This is a genomic window from Methylobacterium sp. FF17 (genome assembly GCF_025813715.1).
GTDB lineage: Bacteria > Pseudomonadota > Alphaproteobacteria > Rhizobiales > Beijerinckiaceae > Methylobacterium > Methylobacterium flocculans.
Genome location: NZ_CP107532.1, coordinates 5,663,673 through 5,677,314 on the forward strand (window position 1 = coordinate 5,663,673; position 13,642 = coordinate 5,677,314).

17 protein-coding genes are annotated in these 13,642 nt (G+C 68.8%); 11 read left to right on the plus strand and 6 right to left on the minus strand.

Annotation, left to right across the window (positions count from 1 at the left end):
- Positions 1-113 precede the first annotated feature (113 nt).
- Complete coding sequence (gene mutY, locus OF380_RS26925; RefSeq protein ID WP_264048672.1) at positions 114-1,454, minus strand: A/G-specific adenine glycosylase; 1,341 nt, start codon at positions 1,452-1,454, stop codon at positions 114-116.
- Positions 1,455-1,587: 133 nt separating this feature from the next.
- Between mutY and OF380_RS26930 the strand changes: the two genes are divergently transcribed.
- The 9 genes from OF380_RS26930 to OF380_RS26970 all read left to right on the plus strand — a co-directional run bounded on the left by OF380_RS26930 (position 1,588) and on the right by OF380_RS26970 (position 7,816).
- A complete protein-coding gene (locus OF380_RS26930) occupies positions 1,588-2,073 on the plus strand; it encodes a DUF721 domain-containing protein (RefSeq protein WP_264048673.1) in 486 nt (161 codons plus the stop codon).
- Between the two features lie 189 nt (positions 2,074-2,262).
- Positions 2,263-2,916, plus strand: coding sequence for a thioredoxin domain-containing protein (locus OF380_RS26935; protein ID WP_264048674.1), 654 nt, complete (start codon positions 2,263-2,265; stop codon positions 2,914-2,916).
- Between the two features lie 202 nt (positions 2,917-3,118).
- Complete coding sequence (locus tag OF380_RS26940; RefSeq protein WP_264048675.1) at positions 3,119-3,493, plus strand: AtpZ/AtpI family protein; 375 nt, start codon at positions 3,119-3,121, stop codon at positions 3,491-3,493.
- Between the two features lie 118 nt (positions 3,494-3,611).
- Complete coding sequence (locus tag OF380_RS26945; protein ID WP_243912368.1) at positions 3,612-4,367, plus strand: F0F1 ATP synthase subunit A; 756 nt, start codon at positions 3,612-3,614, stop codon at positions 4,365-4,367.
- Between the two features lie 112 nt (positions 4,368-4,479).
- Positions 4,480-4,707, plus strand: coding sequence for a F0F1 ATP synthase subunit C (locus tag OF380_RS26950; protein WP_018044493.1), 228 nt, complete (start codon positions 4,480-4,482; stop codon positions 4,705-4,707).
- Positions 4,708-4,801: 94 nt separating this feature from the next.
- A complete protein-coding gene (locus tag OF380_RS26955) occupies positions 4,802-5,365 on the plus strand; it encodes a F0F1 ATP synthase subunit B family protein (RefSeq protein ID WP_264048679.1) in 564 nt (187 codons plus the stop codon).
- A gap of 92 nt (positions 5,366-5,457) precedes the next feature.
- On the plus strand, positions 5,458-5,943 hold the full coding sequence (locus tag OF380_RS26960) for a F0F1 ATP synthase subunit B family protein (RefSeq protein WP_264051506.1): 486 nt from the start codon (positions 5,458-5,460) through the stop codon (positions 5,941-5,943).
- A 143-nt stretch (positions 5,944-6,086) separates the two neighbouring features.
- Positions 6,087-7,058, plus strand: coding sequence for an ABC transporter ATP-binding protein (locus OF380_RS26965; RefSeq protein ID WP_264048680.1), 972 nt, complete (start codon positions 6,087-6,089; stop codon positions 7,056-7,058).
- Positions 7,055-7,816, plus strand: coding sequence for an ABC transporter permease (locus OF380_RS26970; protein ID WP_264048681.1), 762 nt, complete (start codon positions 7,055-7,057; stop codon positions 7,814-7,816). The genes OF380_RS26965 and OF380_RS26970 overlap by 4 nt, the downstream gene beginning before the upstream one ends.
- A 77-nt stretch (positions 7,817-7,893) precedes the next feature.
- On the opposite strand, the gene OF380_RS26975 is transcribed toward OF380_RS26970, so the two are convergent.
- Positions 7,894-8,658 (minus strand): alpha/beta fold hydrolase, encoded by a 765-nt coding sequence (locus tag OF380_RS26975; RefSeq protein WP_264051507.1) that lies wholly within the window; start codon positions 8,656-8,658, stop codon positions 7,894-7,896.
- A 149-nt stretch (positions 8,659-8,807) separates the two neighbouring features.
- Positions 8,808-10,073 carry a porin gene (locus tag OF380_RS26980; RefSeq protein WP_264048683.1) on the minus strand — a complete coding sequence of 422 codons (1,266 nt, stop codon included), beginning with the start codon at positions 10,071-10,073 and terminating at the stop codon, positions 8,808-8,810.
- 231 nt (positions 10,074-10,304) lie between these two features.
- Here OF380_RS26980 and OF380_RS26985 point away from each other — a divergent pair, with 231 nt between their 5' ends.
- The gene (locus tag OF380_RS26985) at positions 10,305-11,135 is read left to right on the plus strand and encodes an FkbM family methyltransferase (RefSeq protein WP_264048684.1); all 831 of its coding nucleotides are present in this window, start codon (positions 10,305-10,307) and stop codon (positions 11,133-11,135) included.
- Here OF380_RS26985 and OF380_RS26990 read toward each other — a convergent pair.
- Positions 11,130-11,663 carry an MAPEG family protein gene (locus OF380_RS26990; protein ID WP_264048685.1) on the minus strand — a complete coding sequence of 178 codons (534 nt, stop codon included), beginning with the start codon at positions 11,661-11,663 and terminating at the stop codon, positions 11,130-11,132. The two genes, OF380_RS26985 and OF380_RS26990, sit on opposite strands and share 6 nt — an antisense overlap.
- 28 nt (positions 11,664-11,691) lie before the next feature.
- On the minus strand, positions 11,692-12,417 hold the full coding sequence (gene sfsA, locus OF380_RS26995; RefSeq protein ID WP_264048686.1) for a DNA/RNA nuclease SfsA: 726 nt from the start codon (positions 12,415-12,417) through the stop codon (positions 11,692-11,694).
- A 138-nt stretch (positions 12,418-12,555) separates the two neighbouring features.
- Here sfsA and OF380_RS27000 point away from each other — a divergent pair, with 138 nt between their 5' ends.
- Positions 12,556-13,374 (plus strand): DUF937 domain-containing protein, encoded by an 819-nt coding sequence (locus OF380_RS27000; RefSeq protein WP_264048687.1) that lies wholly within the window; start codon positions 12,556-12,558, stop codon positions 13,372-13,374.
- Between the two features lie 69 nt (positions 13,375-13,443).
- Here OF380_RS27000 and OF380_RS27005 read toward each other — a convergent pair whose 3' ends face one another.
- Positions 13,444-13,617, minus strand: a complete 174-nt coding sequence (locus tag OF380_RS27005) for a Flp family type IVb pilin (RefSeq protein WP_264048688.1) — start codon at positions 13,615-13,617, stop codon at positions 13,444-13,446.
- Positions 13,618-13,642 lie beyond the last annotated feature (25 nt).

The following is a 13,642-nucleotide window of genomic DNA, read 5'->3' on the forward strand; positions in this document are numbered from 1 at the left end:
CCTCGGGCGCGGGTTTCTCCTCTCTCGCAGGAGGGAAGCACCGTGTCCGGAGAGATACCCCCTCGTTCCGGTTGCCCCAGGATCACCCTCCCCTAACGGGGGGCTGGCATTCCTCAACGGGGACGGGTCTTCGGTCTGCCCCGCTTGCGCGCGGCCGGAGGGACGTCCGCCGGCTCCTCGAACAGCCCCTCCCCGTCTTCGTGTGGCGGCGTGGCGATCACGCGCGGCGCCGGCTTCGGCACCGGGCGGAAACGCGGCTGTTCCGCCGGTGCCTCGGGCTCCGGTTCGGCGAAGAGCGGCGTGTCCGCCACCGCCCGCATCGCCTTCGGCCGACCGGGCTTGGCGGCCTTCGCGGTCTCGGGCTTCGGGTCGAACGCGTGGGCGAGCACCTTCTTCATCACCCCCGGCAGCGGCTCCGTCTCGAGGTCGCGGCGGGGCGTGAAGCGCATGCCGGACGGGGTGGGCGTGCTGAGCGCCACCCGGGCCACGAACACCGTCAGTTCCAGGGGGAAATGCGTGAAGCCGTGGCGCACCAGCCCCGGCAGGCGCTTCCAGCGGGCATCGAGGGGGGCGTCGAGGAGGGCCTGGGCCGGGTCGTAATCCGGCTCCCAGGGACTCATGGGCGGTTCCGCCATGGCGCCGAGCAGGCCCTCCGGCGGGCGCGTGCGCAGCAGGACCGCCTCGTCGCCGCTGCGGATCGCCACGAAGGCCGCGCCCCGGCGCAGGGCGCCCTTCACCGCCCGCACCTTGCGGGGAAAGGTCTCCTGAAGGCCGAGCGCCCGCGCCCGGCACGGCGCCATCCAGGGGCACAGGGCACAGGCCGGACGCTTCGGCGTGCAGATCGTGGCGCCGAGATCCATCACGGCCTGCGCGAAATCGCCGGGGCGCACCGCCGGCACCAGGGCCTGCGTCACCGTACGGATCTCGGGCCGGGCCGCCGGCAGGGCCGTCTCGATGGCGAAAAGCCGGGTCATCACCCGCTCGACATTGCCGTCCACCGCCGCCTCCGGCCGGTCGAAGGCGATGGCCGCGACGGCGCCCGCCGTGTAGGCGCCGATGCCCGGCAGCTTGCGCAAGCCGGCCGCCGTGTCCGGAAAGGCGCCGGCCGCCGCCACGGCCTTGGCGCAGGCATGGAGGTTGCGGGCGCGGGAATAATAGCCGAGGCCGGCCCAGGCCGACATCACCGCCTCTTCCGGCGCGGCCGCCAGGGCGTCCACCGTGGGAAATCGCGCGAGGAACGCGTGAAAGTAGGGTTTGACGGCCGCGATCGTGGTCTGCTGCAGCATCACCTCCGAGAGCCAGACCCGGTATGGGTCCGGGACCTCACCGGGCAGGGCCCGCCAGGGCAGCACGCGGCGGTGCCGGTCGTACCAGGTCAGCAGGTCCGTGGCCGTTGGGTCGGAGGGCGTGGTGTGGGGCACGGGCACCGGCGCATGAGGGGAGCGCCCGTCCATAGCCGCCCGGACATCATGGTCAAAGGCCCCGGCCGCAAAGGCGCGGCTTCGGCCAGCCGGAACGGTGTGCTAACCAGTATGCCGCCAGGATCGACGCACCGAGTCCCCCGGTTCAACCCTTCGGAAGAAGCGCATGGCGCGTGCCAAACCCCTCGCCGAATTGCTGGAGGAGTGTATCGGCCCGGCCTTCGCGGCGCAGGGCTTCGCCTCGACCGACATCCTGGCGGCTTGGCCCGAGATCGTCGGGGAGCGCCTGGCCCGGTACTGCCAGCCCTCGAAGATCGAATGGCCGCGCCGGCGCCGACGCGACGAGGACGGCCGTTCCGAACCCGGCACCCTGGTGGTCCGGGTCGAGGGCGTGTTCGCCATCGAACTCCAGCATCTCGCCCCCGTGGTGATCCAGCGTGTCAACGCGCATTACGGCTGGGCCTGCGTGGGCAAGATCGTGATGCGCCAGGGCCGGGTCGACCGGGCGGGACGCCGCGTCCCCGCCCCGGTGGTGGACCCCGTCCGCCGCGGCGAAGTGGCGCTCGCGGTGGGGACCATCGAGCACGACGCCCTGCGCGACGCCCTCGATCGCCTCGGCATCGCCATCGTGGCGACCGCGCCCCGGCGCTAAGCCCGCTTGGCGGAAGCGGTTTCGGGTTCTGTCGAACGGAACGGGTTTGCGGCGAAATCGCCGTCGGTTCGCGGTGGCATGCCGACCGGAACCGACGCCGTTGACGCTTCGCGCGACTTGTCAGGAGGCGTGCAGGATTCTACCGCATCCGGAACCGAACCTGGTCTGCGAGCGGAGCCCGTCCCGATCATGATCACCCGACGTGACGCCCTGAAAGCCACCGGCCTCGCTGTCGGCGCGGCGATTCTCCTGCCCCGGTTCACCCTGCCGGCCCTGGCGGAGGAGGCGAACCTCTCGACGCTGCTGGAGCCCGGCCCCCTCGGGGATGTCTGGCTCGGCCCGAAGGACGCCAAGGTGACGATCATCGAGTACGCCTCGATGACCTGTTCGCACTGCGCGGCGTTCCACCGCGTGACCTACCCGCTCCTCAAGGAGCGCTACATCGACACCAACAAGGTGCGCTTCACGCTCCGCGAGTTCCCCCTCGATCCCCTGGCCACCGCCGCCTTCATGCTGGCGCGGTGCGACGGCGAGGCCAAGTACTATCCCATCACCGACCTGCTCTTCGACCAGCAGGCCGCCTGGGCCTACGTGCAGAAGCCGCAATCGCCGGTGGACGCGCTGGAGCAGATGCTGCGCCAAGCCGGATTCTCGAAGGAGAAGTTCGAGGCCTGCCTGAAGGATCAGAAGCTGTACAGCGCGGTCAACGCGGTGAAGCAGAAGGGCATGGACACCTTCAAGGTCGATTCGACCCCGACCTTCTTCATCAACGGCGAGCGCTACAAGGGCGAGATGACCATCGAGGGCATGGAGAAGGTCATCAAGCCGATCCTCGGCGCCTGACGGCCCAGCGTGACGGCTTCCGGCCCCGGTTCGCGGAACACCGGGGAGCGGATCCGTGGAACACCGAATTTCTTAAGCCGGTCAAGATCTTAACGGCGATCGTCGGCGCCTTGACACCCAAGGTGGGCGAAACTATGGTGCGCCCCGCTTGAAGGGGCGTTCCGACCGGTTCCCCCCGCTCTCGCCAATGTGAGTTCTCGCGGTGAGCGGCAACGAAACGGGGGACGAAGGCGGGGACGGGCGGAAGAAAGCACTGGACGCGGACCTCTCCGAGAGGCTCAAACGTCTTGAGACGCAGATCGAGCGGAAGCGGCCCAGCGCCTCTCCCGGTCATTCCACGCGTCCCGGCCCCGCGGCCGGGCCTTCTCCCCTCGGCCAGGCGATGCGGCTCTCGACGGAGTTCATCGCGGGCGTCCTGGCGGGAGGCATCCTGGGCTGGATGTTCGATCACTACCTGGGGACGAAACCCTGGGGGCTGATCGTTCTGCTGATGCTGGGCTTCGCGACCGGCGTCTACAACGTCATGCGCGCCTCGGGGGCTCTCTCCAAGGCGCCGACGAAGGAACGGGACCGCTAGCGGTTCCGAGGGGGAACGCCGCTCGCGCGGCCGGACCCCGTGTCAACAATGCCGCTCAGGCGGCACCGGTGGTGGCGGGCCGTCTGGCTGGCCGAGATTCAGAAGGACGGGAGCGGCAATGGCCGTAAAGATGGATCCGATCCACCAGTTCGAGCTCAAGCCGCTGGTCTCCTTCGGTCATATCGGCAACCAGGAGATCGCGTTCACGCAGTCGGCCCTGTACATGTTCGCCGCCGTCGGGATCATCGCGCTGATCACCGTGGTGGCGACCGCCCGCCGCTCGGTGGTGCCCGGCCGCATGCAGTCGATGGCCGAGGTATTCTACGAGTTCATCGGCTCGACCCTGCGCCAGTCCGCCGGCCACGGCTCCGAGCGGTTCATGCCGCTGATCTTCTCGCTCTTCATGTTCGTGCTCGTGCTGAACATGCTCGGCATGATCCCCTACGCCTTCGCGGTCACCAGCCACATCATCGTCACCTTCGCGCTGGCCTTCCTCGTGATCGGCACCGTGATCGTGTACGGCTTCATGGCCCATGGCACGAAGTTCCTGAAGGTGTTCGTCCCCTCCGGCGTGCCCGGCTGGCTGCTGCCGATGATCGTGGCCATCGAGATCGTCTCCTTCATCTCGCGCCCCATCAGCCTCGCGGTGCGTCTCTTCGCCAACGTGCTTGCCGGCCACATCGCCCTCAAGATCTTCGCGGGCTTCGTGCCGGCCCTGCTCGCCGCTGGCGCCTGGGGGGCGATCTCCCCGCTGCCGCTGGCGCTCAGCGTCGCCGTCACGGCCCTCGAATTCCTCGTCGCCGGTCTGCAGGCCTACGTCTTCGCGACGCTCGCCTCGATCTATCTCAGCGACGCGCTGCATCCCGGCCACTGAGGCCGGGGCATCCCGGCCCTCGTGGCCGGGGCACCTCCTTCCGTCCCCGGTTCGCGCTCGCGGCCCGGATTCCTCTCCACGCAACGACCGAACCGACTCCAGGAGCATTTTGATGGATCCCTTAGCTGCCAAGTACATCGGTGCCGGCCTCGCCTGTCTCGGCATGGCGGGCGCCGCCATCGGCCTCGGCAACCTCTTCGGCCAGTTCTACGCCGGCGCGCTCCGCAACCCGTCGGCCGCCGACGGCCAGCGCGGCAACCTGCTCCTCGGCTTCGCCCTCACGGAAGCGCTCGGCATCTTCTCGCTGCTCGTCGCGCTGCTGCTCCTGTTCGCCGTCTAAGCCACGCGCGAACCGATACTGGACCGGACGCGGTACGCCCGAGGGCGTGCGAGACGCGTCCGGTTCATCCTCCTGATTTTACGCGAAGGACGTCATGGCTCAGCCGGCCCATTCGACCGCAACGCATGAAGGCTTCGCCGCGACGCCGGCCTCCGAGCATGGCGGCGGCTTCCCGCCCTTCGAGAGCCACACCTTCGCGTCCCAGCTGATCTGGTTGGCGCTGGCCTTCGGGCTGCTCTACTACCTGATGGACAAGATCGCGCTGCCGCGCATCCAGGGCATCCTGCACGACCGCGCCGTGCGCCTGTCGAGCGACCTGGACGAGGCCCAGCGCCTGAAGGCCGAGGCGGATGCCGCCGGAGCGGCCTACGAGAAATCCCTGAGCGACGCGCAGGCCAAGGCCCAGGCGATCGCCCTCGAGACCCGCACGGCCCTGGCGCAGGAAGCCGAGACCAAGCGCAAGGCCCTCGAGGCCGAGCTGAACACCCGCATCGCCGCCTCCGAGGCCACGCTGCGCACCCGCACGGCGGAGGCCATGGGCAACGTCCGCGGCATCGCCGGCGAGACCGCTTCTGCCATCGTCGAGCGCCTGACTGGGCGCAGCCCGGACGAGGCCGCCCTGGCCAAGGCCCTGGACAGCGTCGCGCTGCCGCACTGAGGCGGGACGCGAGACCAAACCTGACCGGTGGACCCGAGGGCTGAAGACCTCGGGGCTCCCGCCGGACACATCGAGTTGGGACGACGAGCATGTTGTTGGAAGCCGAATTCTGGGTCGCAGTCGCCTTCGTCCTGTTCATGGCCGTGGTCTGGAAGGTCGGCGGCTTCGACCAGATTACCAAGGGGCTGGACGGCCGCGCCAAGCGCGTCCGGCACGAGCTCGACGAGGCCCGCCGCCTGCGCGAGGAAGCGGCCGGCGTGCTCGCCGACTACAAGAAGCGCCGCACCCAGGCCGAGCGTGAGGCCGAGGCCATCGTCGCCTCCGCCCGCGAGGAGGCTCAGCGCATCGCCGACGAGGGTCACGCCCGCCTGAACGATTTCATCGCCCGCCGGACGAAGTCGGCCGAGACCAAGATCGCCCAGGCCGAGGTCCAGGCCACGGCCCAGGTCCGCGCAGCCGCCGCCGACGCCGCCGTGAAGGTCTCCGAGGTCATCCTGCGTGAGCGCATGCAGGGCGATGCCGCCCAGGACCTCGTCCGCCGGAGCCTCGGTGAGGTGCGGACCCGCCTGCAGGCCTGAGGGCCGCTCGAACCCCATCCGAAGAAGCCGCCGCGAGGCGGCTTTTTCGTTTTCCAGGGCCATGAACCGGGCCCATGAACCCGAAGCACCCGCCCCCGAGCCCCGGCCCGGCCGCGCCATCGTCACGCCGCAGCGGAGCCCCGATGCAGCCGATCATTTCCATCCAGAACCTGTCCAAGGTCTATGCCTCGGGCTTGAAGGCCCTCGACGACATCAACCTCGACATCGCCGAGGGCGAGATCTTCGCGCTGCTGGGCCCCAACGGCGCCGGCAAGACGACGCTGATCAGTATCGTCTGCGGCATCGTCACGGCGAGCACGGGGCGCATCCTCGCCGGTGGGCACGACATCGCGACCGCCTATCGCGGGGCACGGCGGCTGATCGGGCTGGTGCCGCAGGAACTCACCACCGACGCCTTCGAGACGGTGTGGGCGACCACGAGCTTCAGCCGGGGCCTCTACGGCCTCAAGCCCGATCCGGCTCATATCGAGCGGATTCTGCGCGACCTCTCCCTGTGGGAGAAGCGCGACGCCCGGATCATGACCCTGTCGGGCGGCATGAAGCGGCGGGTTCTCATCGCCAAGGCGCTGAGCCACGAGCCGCGCATCCTGTTCCTCGATGAACCCACCGCCGGCGTCGACGTGGAACTGCGCCGCGACATGTGGCGCCTGGTGCGGTCGCTGCGCGACCAGGGCGTCACCATCATCCTCACCACCCACTACATCGAGGAGGCCGAGGAGATGGCCGACCGAATCGGGGTGATCCGCAAGGGCCGGATCATCCTGGTGGAGGAGAAGGCCGAACTCATGCGCAAGCTCGGCAAGAAGCAGCTGACGCTCAACCTCCAGGAGCCGGTCACGAGCCTGCCCGCCTCGCTGGCGCGGCACGACCTCAGCCTGAGCGCGGATGGGCAGGACCTCGTCTACACCTACGACACCAAGACCTCCGACCCCAAAACCTCCGACACCAAGACTCCCGACACCGAGGGCGAGCGCACCGGCATCACCGCCCTCCTGGCCGACCTCGCGGAGGCCGGCATCCGCTTCCGCGACCTCCAGACCAGCCAATCGTCGCTCGAAGAGATCTTCGTCGACCTCGTGAGGGAACGCGCATGAACTGGTACGCGGTCCGCGCCATCTACGGCTTCGAGATGGCGCGCTTCTGGCGCACGGCCCTGCAGAGCATCGTCGCCCCCGTCATCGCCACCTCGCTCTACTTCGTGGTGTTCGGGGCCGCGATCGGCTCCCGCATCACCGCCGTGGACGGGGTTGCCTACGGCGCCTTCATCGTGCCCGGCCTGATGATGCTGTCGCTCCTGACGCAAAGCATCGCCAACGCCTCGTTCGGCATCTACTTCCCGCGCTTTGCCGGCACGATCTACGAGATCCTCTCGGCCCCGGTCTCACCGCTGGAGATCGTGCTCGGCTATGTCGGGGCGGCAGCGTCGAAATCGATCCTGATCAGCCTGATCATCCTCGCGACCGCTGCCCTGTTCGTGCCCCTGCGCATCGAACACCCCTTCGTGATGGTGCTGTTCCTGCTGCTCACGGCGGTGACGTTCAGCCTGTTCGGCTTCCTCATCGGCCTCTGGGCGGACGGGTTCGAGAAGCTGCAGCTGGTGCCGCTTCTCGTCGTCACCCCGCTGACCTTCCTCGGCGGCAGCTTCTACGCCATCGAGATGCTGCCCCCGTTCTGGCGGGCGCTGAGCCTCGCCAATCCGGTGGTCTACCTCATCAGCGGGTTCCGCTGGTCGTTCTTCGGCACCTCCGACGTCGGCATCGGGATCAGCATCACCATGGCGCTGGTCTTCCTCGGCCTCTGCCTTGCCGGCGTCACCTGGATCTTCCGTACCGGGTATCGCCTGAAGAGTTGAGCGCACCCCAGCCGACCGCACCCAGGATCCGCATCCGGTCGTGGCTTTCGGTTCGGGGCGCCGAATGGCGTCCGGGCTCAGGCGCGCGCGGCGAGAAAGTCCAGCACGCCCGTGCGGTGTCCCCGATCGCCCACTGCCGTGCTGTGGTCGCGGTTGGGCAGTTCCAGGGCCTTGGCGTTCGGCATCAGGGCCGCGAGCGCCGGGCCGGATCCAGAGACTGTGTCGAGGGTGCCGGTGGTGACGAGGGTCGGTGCCTCGATCTGTGCCACCTCGGCCCGCGACAGGGCCTGGCGAGAGCCGCGCATGCAGGCGGCCAGCGCCCGCAGATCGCTCTTGGTCTGCTCCGCGAAAGTCCGGAAGGCGGCAGCGGTGGGGTTCGGGGCGGGAGCACCCGGCTCCGCCTCAAGGGCTTCGGCGATGCCGTCCGGCAGGCCCCGTCCTTCCACGAGGTGCAGACCAAGACCGCCGAGCAGCACCGAGCGCACGCGCTCCGGCGCGTCGAGGGCGAGGAAGGCGGCAATGCGCGCGCCCATCGAGTAGCCCATGATGTCGGCTTGACCGATGCCGAGGTGGTCGAGGAGCCGGCGCGCGTCCTGCGCCATGATGTCGGAGCCGTAGGCCTCCGGGTCGTAGAGCTTCTGGCTCTCGCCGTGGCCCCGATTGTCCAATGCGATGGTTCGATAGCCGGCCTGGGTCAGGGTTCGGACCCAGAGCGTGTTCACCCAATTCACCGCGTGGTTCGAGGCGAAGCCGTGGATCAGCAGGATCGGATCGCCGGACCCGCCGACCGCCGGCACGTCGATATAGGCGATGGCGACACCGTCGGAATCGAAGCTCTGCATGGGCTCTGGCCTTATCGGTCGGGGCATGTCCCTGCCTCCTTGGACCGGCGGCGGCGCGGACGGAAGCCCCACCGTGACGCTCCGAGTAAAATGAAAGCGGCGGCAGGTTGCCCTGCCGCCGCGTTGTCCTCTCTGGATTGAGCTCGGGATCAGAAGGTGATGCCGGTCTCGATCATGTAGCGCTCCTGCGAGGTCTTCAGGCCGTCGCGGCCGAAGCCGGTACCGAAGCCGGGGACGATGAGGCTGATATCGTAGAGCTGAACGGTCGAGAATTCACCGCGGACGAAGAAGCGATCGAAGGTGAAGGTCGGCGTCACGGTGAAGGAGAAGGCCGAACTGCCGGGACCATAGAGGAGGCTCGATCGGCTGAAGTCCCCACGGGTTCCGCTCTGGGTGATGTACTCGAGGCGGCCGGCCAGGGAGAAGTTGTCTGTGAAGGCATAAGCAGCCAGCAGCGCGGCGCCGAACGTTTCGGCCCCGGCAACGGGGACGGCGGGGAAATCGTTCCGCTCGACACTGGTGTACTGGACGTACGGCGTCACGATCCAGGGACCGTCAGCGTAGGTGTAGTTGACGCTGATGATGCTGCTGTTCTGAAGCGTCGCGGGGGTGGCGAACTGGTTGCGGAAGCTGCGTTCCGAGAAGTCGAACTTGTTATAGGTTGAGAAATGCGTGCCGCCGTTGATGCCTACAGTGTTGGCGGCGTCGAGCTTGTAGGTGATTGCGCCCGTGACCCAGTTGAGCTCACCCGAGAAGAAGCCGTCCGTCGCGGCGAACGAGGCCGCCAAGGGGCCGTCCGAGTAGTTGATCTGCACGCCGTGGTTGATCACGTTCTCCTGCGCGAAGAGGAGGCCGCGCGAGATGTTCAGGTTCTGGAAGGTGAAGGGCAGTTCCGAGCCGATCAGCGTCGGCATGCGGCCGCCCTGGACCGACCAGTTGTCGTTGATCACGTACTTGCCGAAGGCGATCGGAGCGGGCGAGAAGAGCAGGTTGGTCTGATCGAAGGCACTGAAGATCGGCGCGCCCAGGCCCGGGATCGAATAGGCGCCGACGGCGGCGTAGAATTGGAAGGGGCCATCGGCCTTCTGGATGAAGCCCATCAGGTTCGAGAAGTCAGCGCGCGCATAGCGATCGGCGGCGATGCCGGGGAGCGCGATGGTGGTCACGGCGCTCTGATCGTAGAAGTACCCGCTGATCGCGCCGCCGACATAGATGTCGCCGAACGCACCCAGCGTCAGGCAGGCGGGGTTCGGGTTCTGCTTGATGAATCCGCCATAGGCCGGGAACGTGATCTCCGCCTTGCAGGCCGCCGGTGCCGGGGCGATAGCCACGGGGGTCTTCAGGTCGGCGGCATAGGCGCAGACCGAGGACAGCAGCACGGCCGTGAGGGCCAGGAGCGGGCGGTTGATCGTCATGTTCGGAACTCTGCGGAAGGATCGGCGTTAAGCTCAAGGTCTCAAAGGTTCCGCGTTGCGGCAAAGCTAACCTTTGTGCATCCGCCTGTTTTTAGGGCAGATTGGACCCGTTCCACCGGGATTGGGTCGCGGTGTTGCCACAATGGAACAGGTTGTGCCGCTCCCTGCGGGTCGGTCGTCAACCATGTCCCGGCTTGCCGCCGCGTCCGCGCCCTGGCATCAGCAGGCGCGATGAAAGACATTCGACCCTACGGCACCTACGCACCCACGGGCCTCGTCGCCCGCATCGCCGAGCAGACCGGGCGGCTCTCCTACGGGAGCTGGGGCGGGCGGCGGCTGTCCTTGTTCCTGCGACGCATCGCGATCGGCCTGCTGCGCGGGGCGCCCCTCGACGTGGAGCGCTACGGCGCCCGCATGCGGCTCTACCCGTATAACAACAACTGCGAGAAGAAGGTGCTCTTCACGCCGCAATTCTTCGATCCCGAGGAGCGCGACATCCTCCGGGCGAAGCTGCGGCCCGGCTGCACCTTCCTGGATATCGGCGCGAATATCGGCGCCTACGCGCTGTCGGTGGCAGCTTTTGCGGGTCCGGGGGCCCGCATCCTCGCCATCGAGCCGCAGCCGGACGTGTTCGATCGCCTGACCTACAACATCGCCCAGAACCCGTTCGGAACGGTGAAGGCCCTGGCCTGTGCCGTGGCCGACAAGGCCGGCGAGCTCACGCTCTTCGTCGATCCGCGCAACCGGGGCGAATCCAGCCTGAAGATCGTGGGCACGAACGAGGGCGCGCAGATCCGCGTGCCCGCGCTGCCGCTTCTCGAACTCGCCCGCAGCGAGGGCATCGACCGTATCGATGCCATGAAACTCGATGTGGAGGGGGCCGAGGACCTGATCCTCGAACCGTTCCTGCGCGAGGCGCCGGTCTCCCTGCATCCGCGCCTGCTCATCGTGGAGAACGGCACGGACCAGTGGCAGATCGACCTGCCCGCGCTGCTGGAGCAGCACGGCTACCGGCAGACGGGGCGCACCCGCCTGAACCTCATCTTCGAACGCGCGTCATGACAGGGCGGCGACCGCCCCGATGACCAGGGCGGCGAGGCTCGGATAGAAGGTCAGGCCGAAACCGAGGGCGCGGGCGGCCGCGCCGCGCCCGTAGCCGGCCCAGAACAGGAGCCGGCCGGCACAGAACAGGCCCGCCAGCACCGGCACCACGAGGGCATAGGCCTCGAGGGTGACGGCGACGAGGACGTGGGCGAAGACCGCGAGGCCTGCCTGTTCCCCTGTATTCCCCAGAATCGCCCTTGCGATCCTGACGCTCCGCCCGGCGGTGGGGGCCGTTCCGGCGCCGATATCCTCAGGGGATCCGAAGCGCAGCCGGGCAACGTTCGCGACCGCCGCCGCGAACCAAACCACGACGACGACGTCGACACGCAGGGCGAAGGCGATCCGCTCGCCGGCGCCCGCCGCCGGGTTCGACGGGCCGGCGAACCCGAAGGCGAGGCCCAAGGCGACGGCTCCGATCAGAGCCGCCCCGGCCGCGCCCCGGCGGACCCCGCGCTGCTCGCGCAGGAAGACCCGATCATCATCCATCGCCGACCTCCCGCGAAGGTGTGCGAACCTACGCCCGCGCGATCGCATCGGCGACAGGGATCGCATCGGCCACCGTGATCCCGGCCGGGTCGATCCGGCAGCGATGGGCATGGACGGCGACCCCCGCCGCGCGGGCGGCCTGGAACGCCCGGTCGAAGGCGGGGTCGAGGTCGCGGGCGGTGTCGAAGCGGGCGGCCCGCATCTGCACCACGATGACGACCATGGCGCGCCCGCCCGCCCGCACCACCGCCGCGAGGTCGTCCATGTGGCGCGCGCTCCGGGCCGCGACGCAATCGGGGAACTCGGCGAGGCCGGGCGCGCGCATGAGGTGGCAGTTCTTCACCTCCACGTGGCCAGGCGGCATCCCCTCCCCGCTCGCGAGGAAGTCGACCCGGCTTCCCTGTCCATAGCGGACCTCCGGGCGAAGGCGCGTGTACCCCGCCAGCGGCGGCAGGGCCCCCTGCGCGAAGGCCTCGGCCACCAGGGCGTTGGGGCGCATCGTGTTGATGCCGACCCATTGCGGCCCGCCGGGCAGGTCCGCCTCGACGAGTTCCCAGGAGAAGCCGAGCTTGCGCGCCGGGTTCGTGGACGCCGACAGCAGGGCGCGGGACCCCGGGGCGAGCAGGCCGAGCATCGCGCCCGGATTGGCGCAGTGGGCCGTGACGAGCGAGCCGTCGCCCAGTTCCATATCGGCCAGGAAGCGCTTGTAGCGGCGCACGAGGCGCGCCTCGATCAGGGGCGCGGAAAAGCGCATCGGAGCCTCCGGAGCGTGAAAAAAGTTCGATTCCCGTCATCCGTCGACACGGAATCGGGCGCCCGCGCGGTGCGCGGGCTGGTCAGTGCCCATCGGATGCGACAAACTTCGACGGGCGCGCCCGGGGTCTCTTCGGGCATGTCGCTGTTCGTCCGTGAGGCCGCCATGTTCAACCTGTTCGACATCCTCCAGGCGCAGGCGGGCGCCAATGTCCAGGGTCTCGGACGGCAGTTCGGGCTGACGCCGGATCAGAGCCTGCGGGCGATGGAGGCGCTCCTGCCCGCGCTGACCATGGGGCTGCAGCGCAACGCGGCCAACGATCCCATGGGCATTGCCCATCTGTTCAACCTCGTGGGCCCGACGCCGCCGCCGGCCCAGTCGCCGCAGATGGAGATTCTGGTCAAGCAGCTCTTCGGCTCGTCGCATCTCAATCAGGCCATCCTTCAGCAGGCCGCCACCGTGAGCGGCGTCGCCACACCGGCCCTGAAGCAGATGCTTCCGGTCATGGCCGGCATGGTCGTGGCGGGCATCGTCCACGTCATGGTCAACCAGGCTCCGGCCCCCGCGCCGCAGCCGGCGCCCCAGCCCTTCGGGTTCACGCCCCAGGCCTGGTCGGAGATGATGCAGGCGTTCCTGCGATCCGGCGGGGCCGCCCTGCCCGCCGCAAGCGTACCTCAGGCCCGGAAGGCTCCGCCCCGCCTGACCATGGCGGCGAAGCCCGAGCCGGCCCCTCGGGACGCGGCCGCGACGGACGCGCCCTTCGCGGTGATGCAGCAGATGTTCCAGACCGGTTTGGAGGTGCAGCAGGAGAACGCCCGCGCGATGCAGCGCCTGTTCGATACCTTCTGGCAGGCCCCGCAGGACGGAGGTTCGGGTACCGACCGGCCGGCCGCGAAGGGACCGTTCGATCCAAAGCCCGGTGCGTCGAAGTCGGGGTTCGGTCGCGGGGGGCGCTAGGCCGGCGCCGGACACGGTCCTGGGACGCCCCGAGCATTCACCGCCATCCTGCCGGTCGAGGCGCGACGCTCAGAAGGCTCCGGCGAGGCTGTTGCCGATATAATTGTACATCAGCGTCATCCGCTCTGCGAAGAGCTTCAGCGAGCCGGCGATGACCAGAAAGGTCAGCCCGGCGATGAGGCCGTATTCGATGGCCGTCGCCCCGGCGCGGTCGGTCCAGAACCGGAGCACGCTCAGGCGCACGGACCGTCCGCTTTCGGCGCGGTGT

Coding starts and splice junctions, on each gene's coding strand:
- OF380_RS26990 (WP_264048685.1), bottom strand. CDS start 11,663: ATGGATGATGATCGGGTCTTCCTGCGCGAGCAGCGCGGGGTCCGCCGG.
- OF380_RS26970 (WP_264048681.1), top strand. CDS start 7,055: ATGAACTGGTACGCGGTCCGCGCCATCTACGGCTTCGAGATGGCGCGC.
- OF380_RS26935 (WP_264048674.1), top strand. CDS start 2,263: ATGATCACCCGACGTGACGCCCTGAAAGCCACCGGCCTCGCTGTCGGC.
- OF380_RS26965 (WP_264048680.1), top strand. CDS start 6,087: ATGCAGCCGATCATTTCCATCCAGAACCTGTCCAAGGTCTATGCCTCG.
- OF380_RS26985 (WP_264048684.1), top strand. CDS start 10,305: ATGAAAGACATTCGACCCTACGGCACCTACGCACCCACGGGCCTCGTC.
- OF380_RS26950 (WP_018044493.1), top strand. CDS start 4,480: ATGGATCCCTTAGCTGCCAAGTACATCGGTGCCGGCCTCGCCTGTCTC.
- OF380_RS26975 (WP_264051507.1), bottom strand. CDS start 8,658: ATGCAGAGCTTCGATTCCGACGGTGTCGCCATCGCCTATATCGACGTG.
- OF380_RS27000 (WP_264048687.1), top strand. CDS start 12,556: ATGTCGCTGTTCGTCCGTGAGGCCGCCATGTTCAACCTGTTCGACATC.
- OF380_RS26945 (WP_243912368.1), top strand. CDS start 3,612: ATGGCCGTAAAGATGGATCCGATCCACCAGTTCGAGCTCAAGCCGCTG.
- OF380_RS26930 (WP_264048673.1), top strand. CDS start 1,588: ATGGCGCGTGCCAAACCCCTCGCCGAATTGCTGGAGGAGTGTATCGGC.
- OF380_RS26980 (WP_264048683.1), bottom strand. CDS start 10,073: ATGACGATCAACCGCCCGCTCCTGGCCCTCACGGCCGTGCTGCTGTCC.
- OF380_RS26955 (WP_264048679.1), top strand. CDS start 4,802: ATGGCTCAGCCGGCCCATTCGACCGCAACGCATGAAGGCTTCGCCGCG.
- mutY (WP_264048672.1), bottom strand. CDS start 1,454: ATGGACGGGCGCTCCCCTCATGCGCCGGTGCCCGTGCCCCACACCACG.
- sfsA (WP_264048686.1), bottom strand. CDS start 12,417: ATGCGCTTTTCCGCGCCCCTGATCGAGGCGCGCCTCGTGCGCCGCTAC.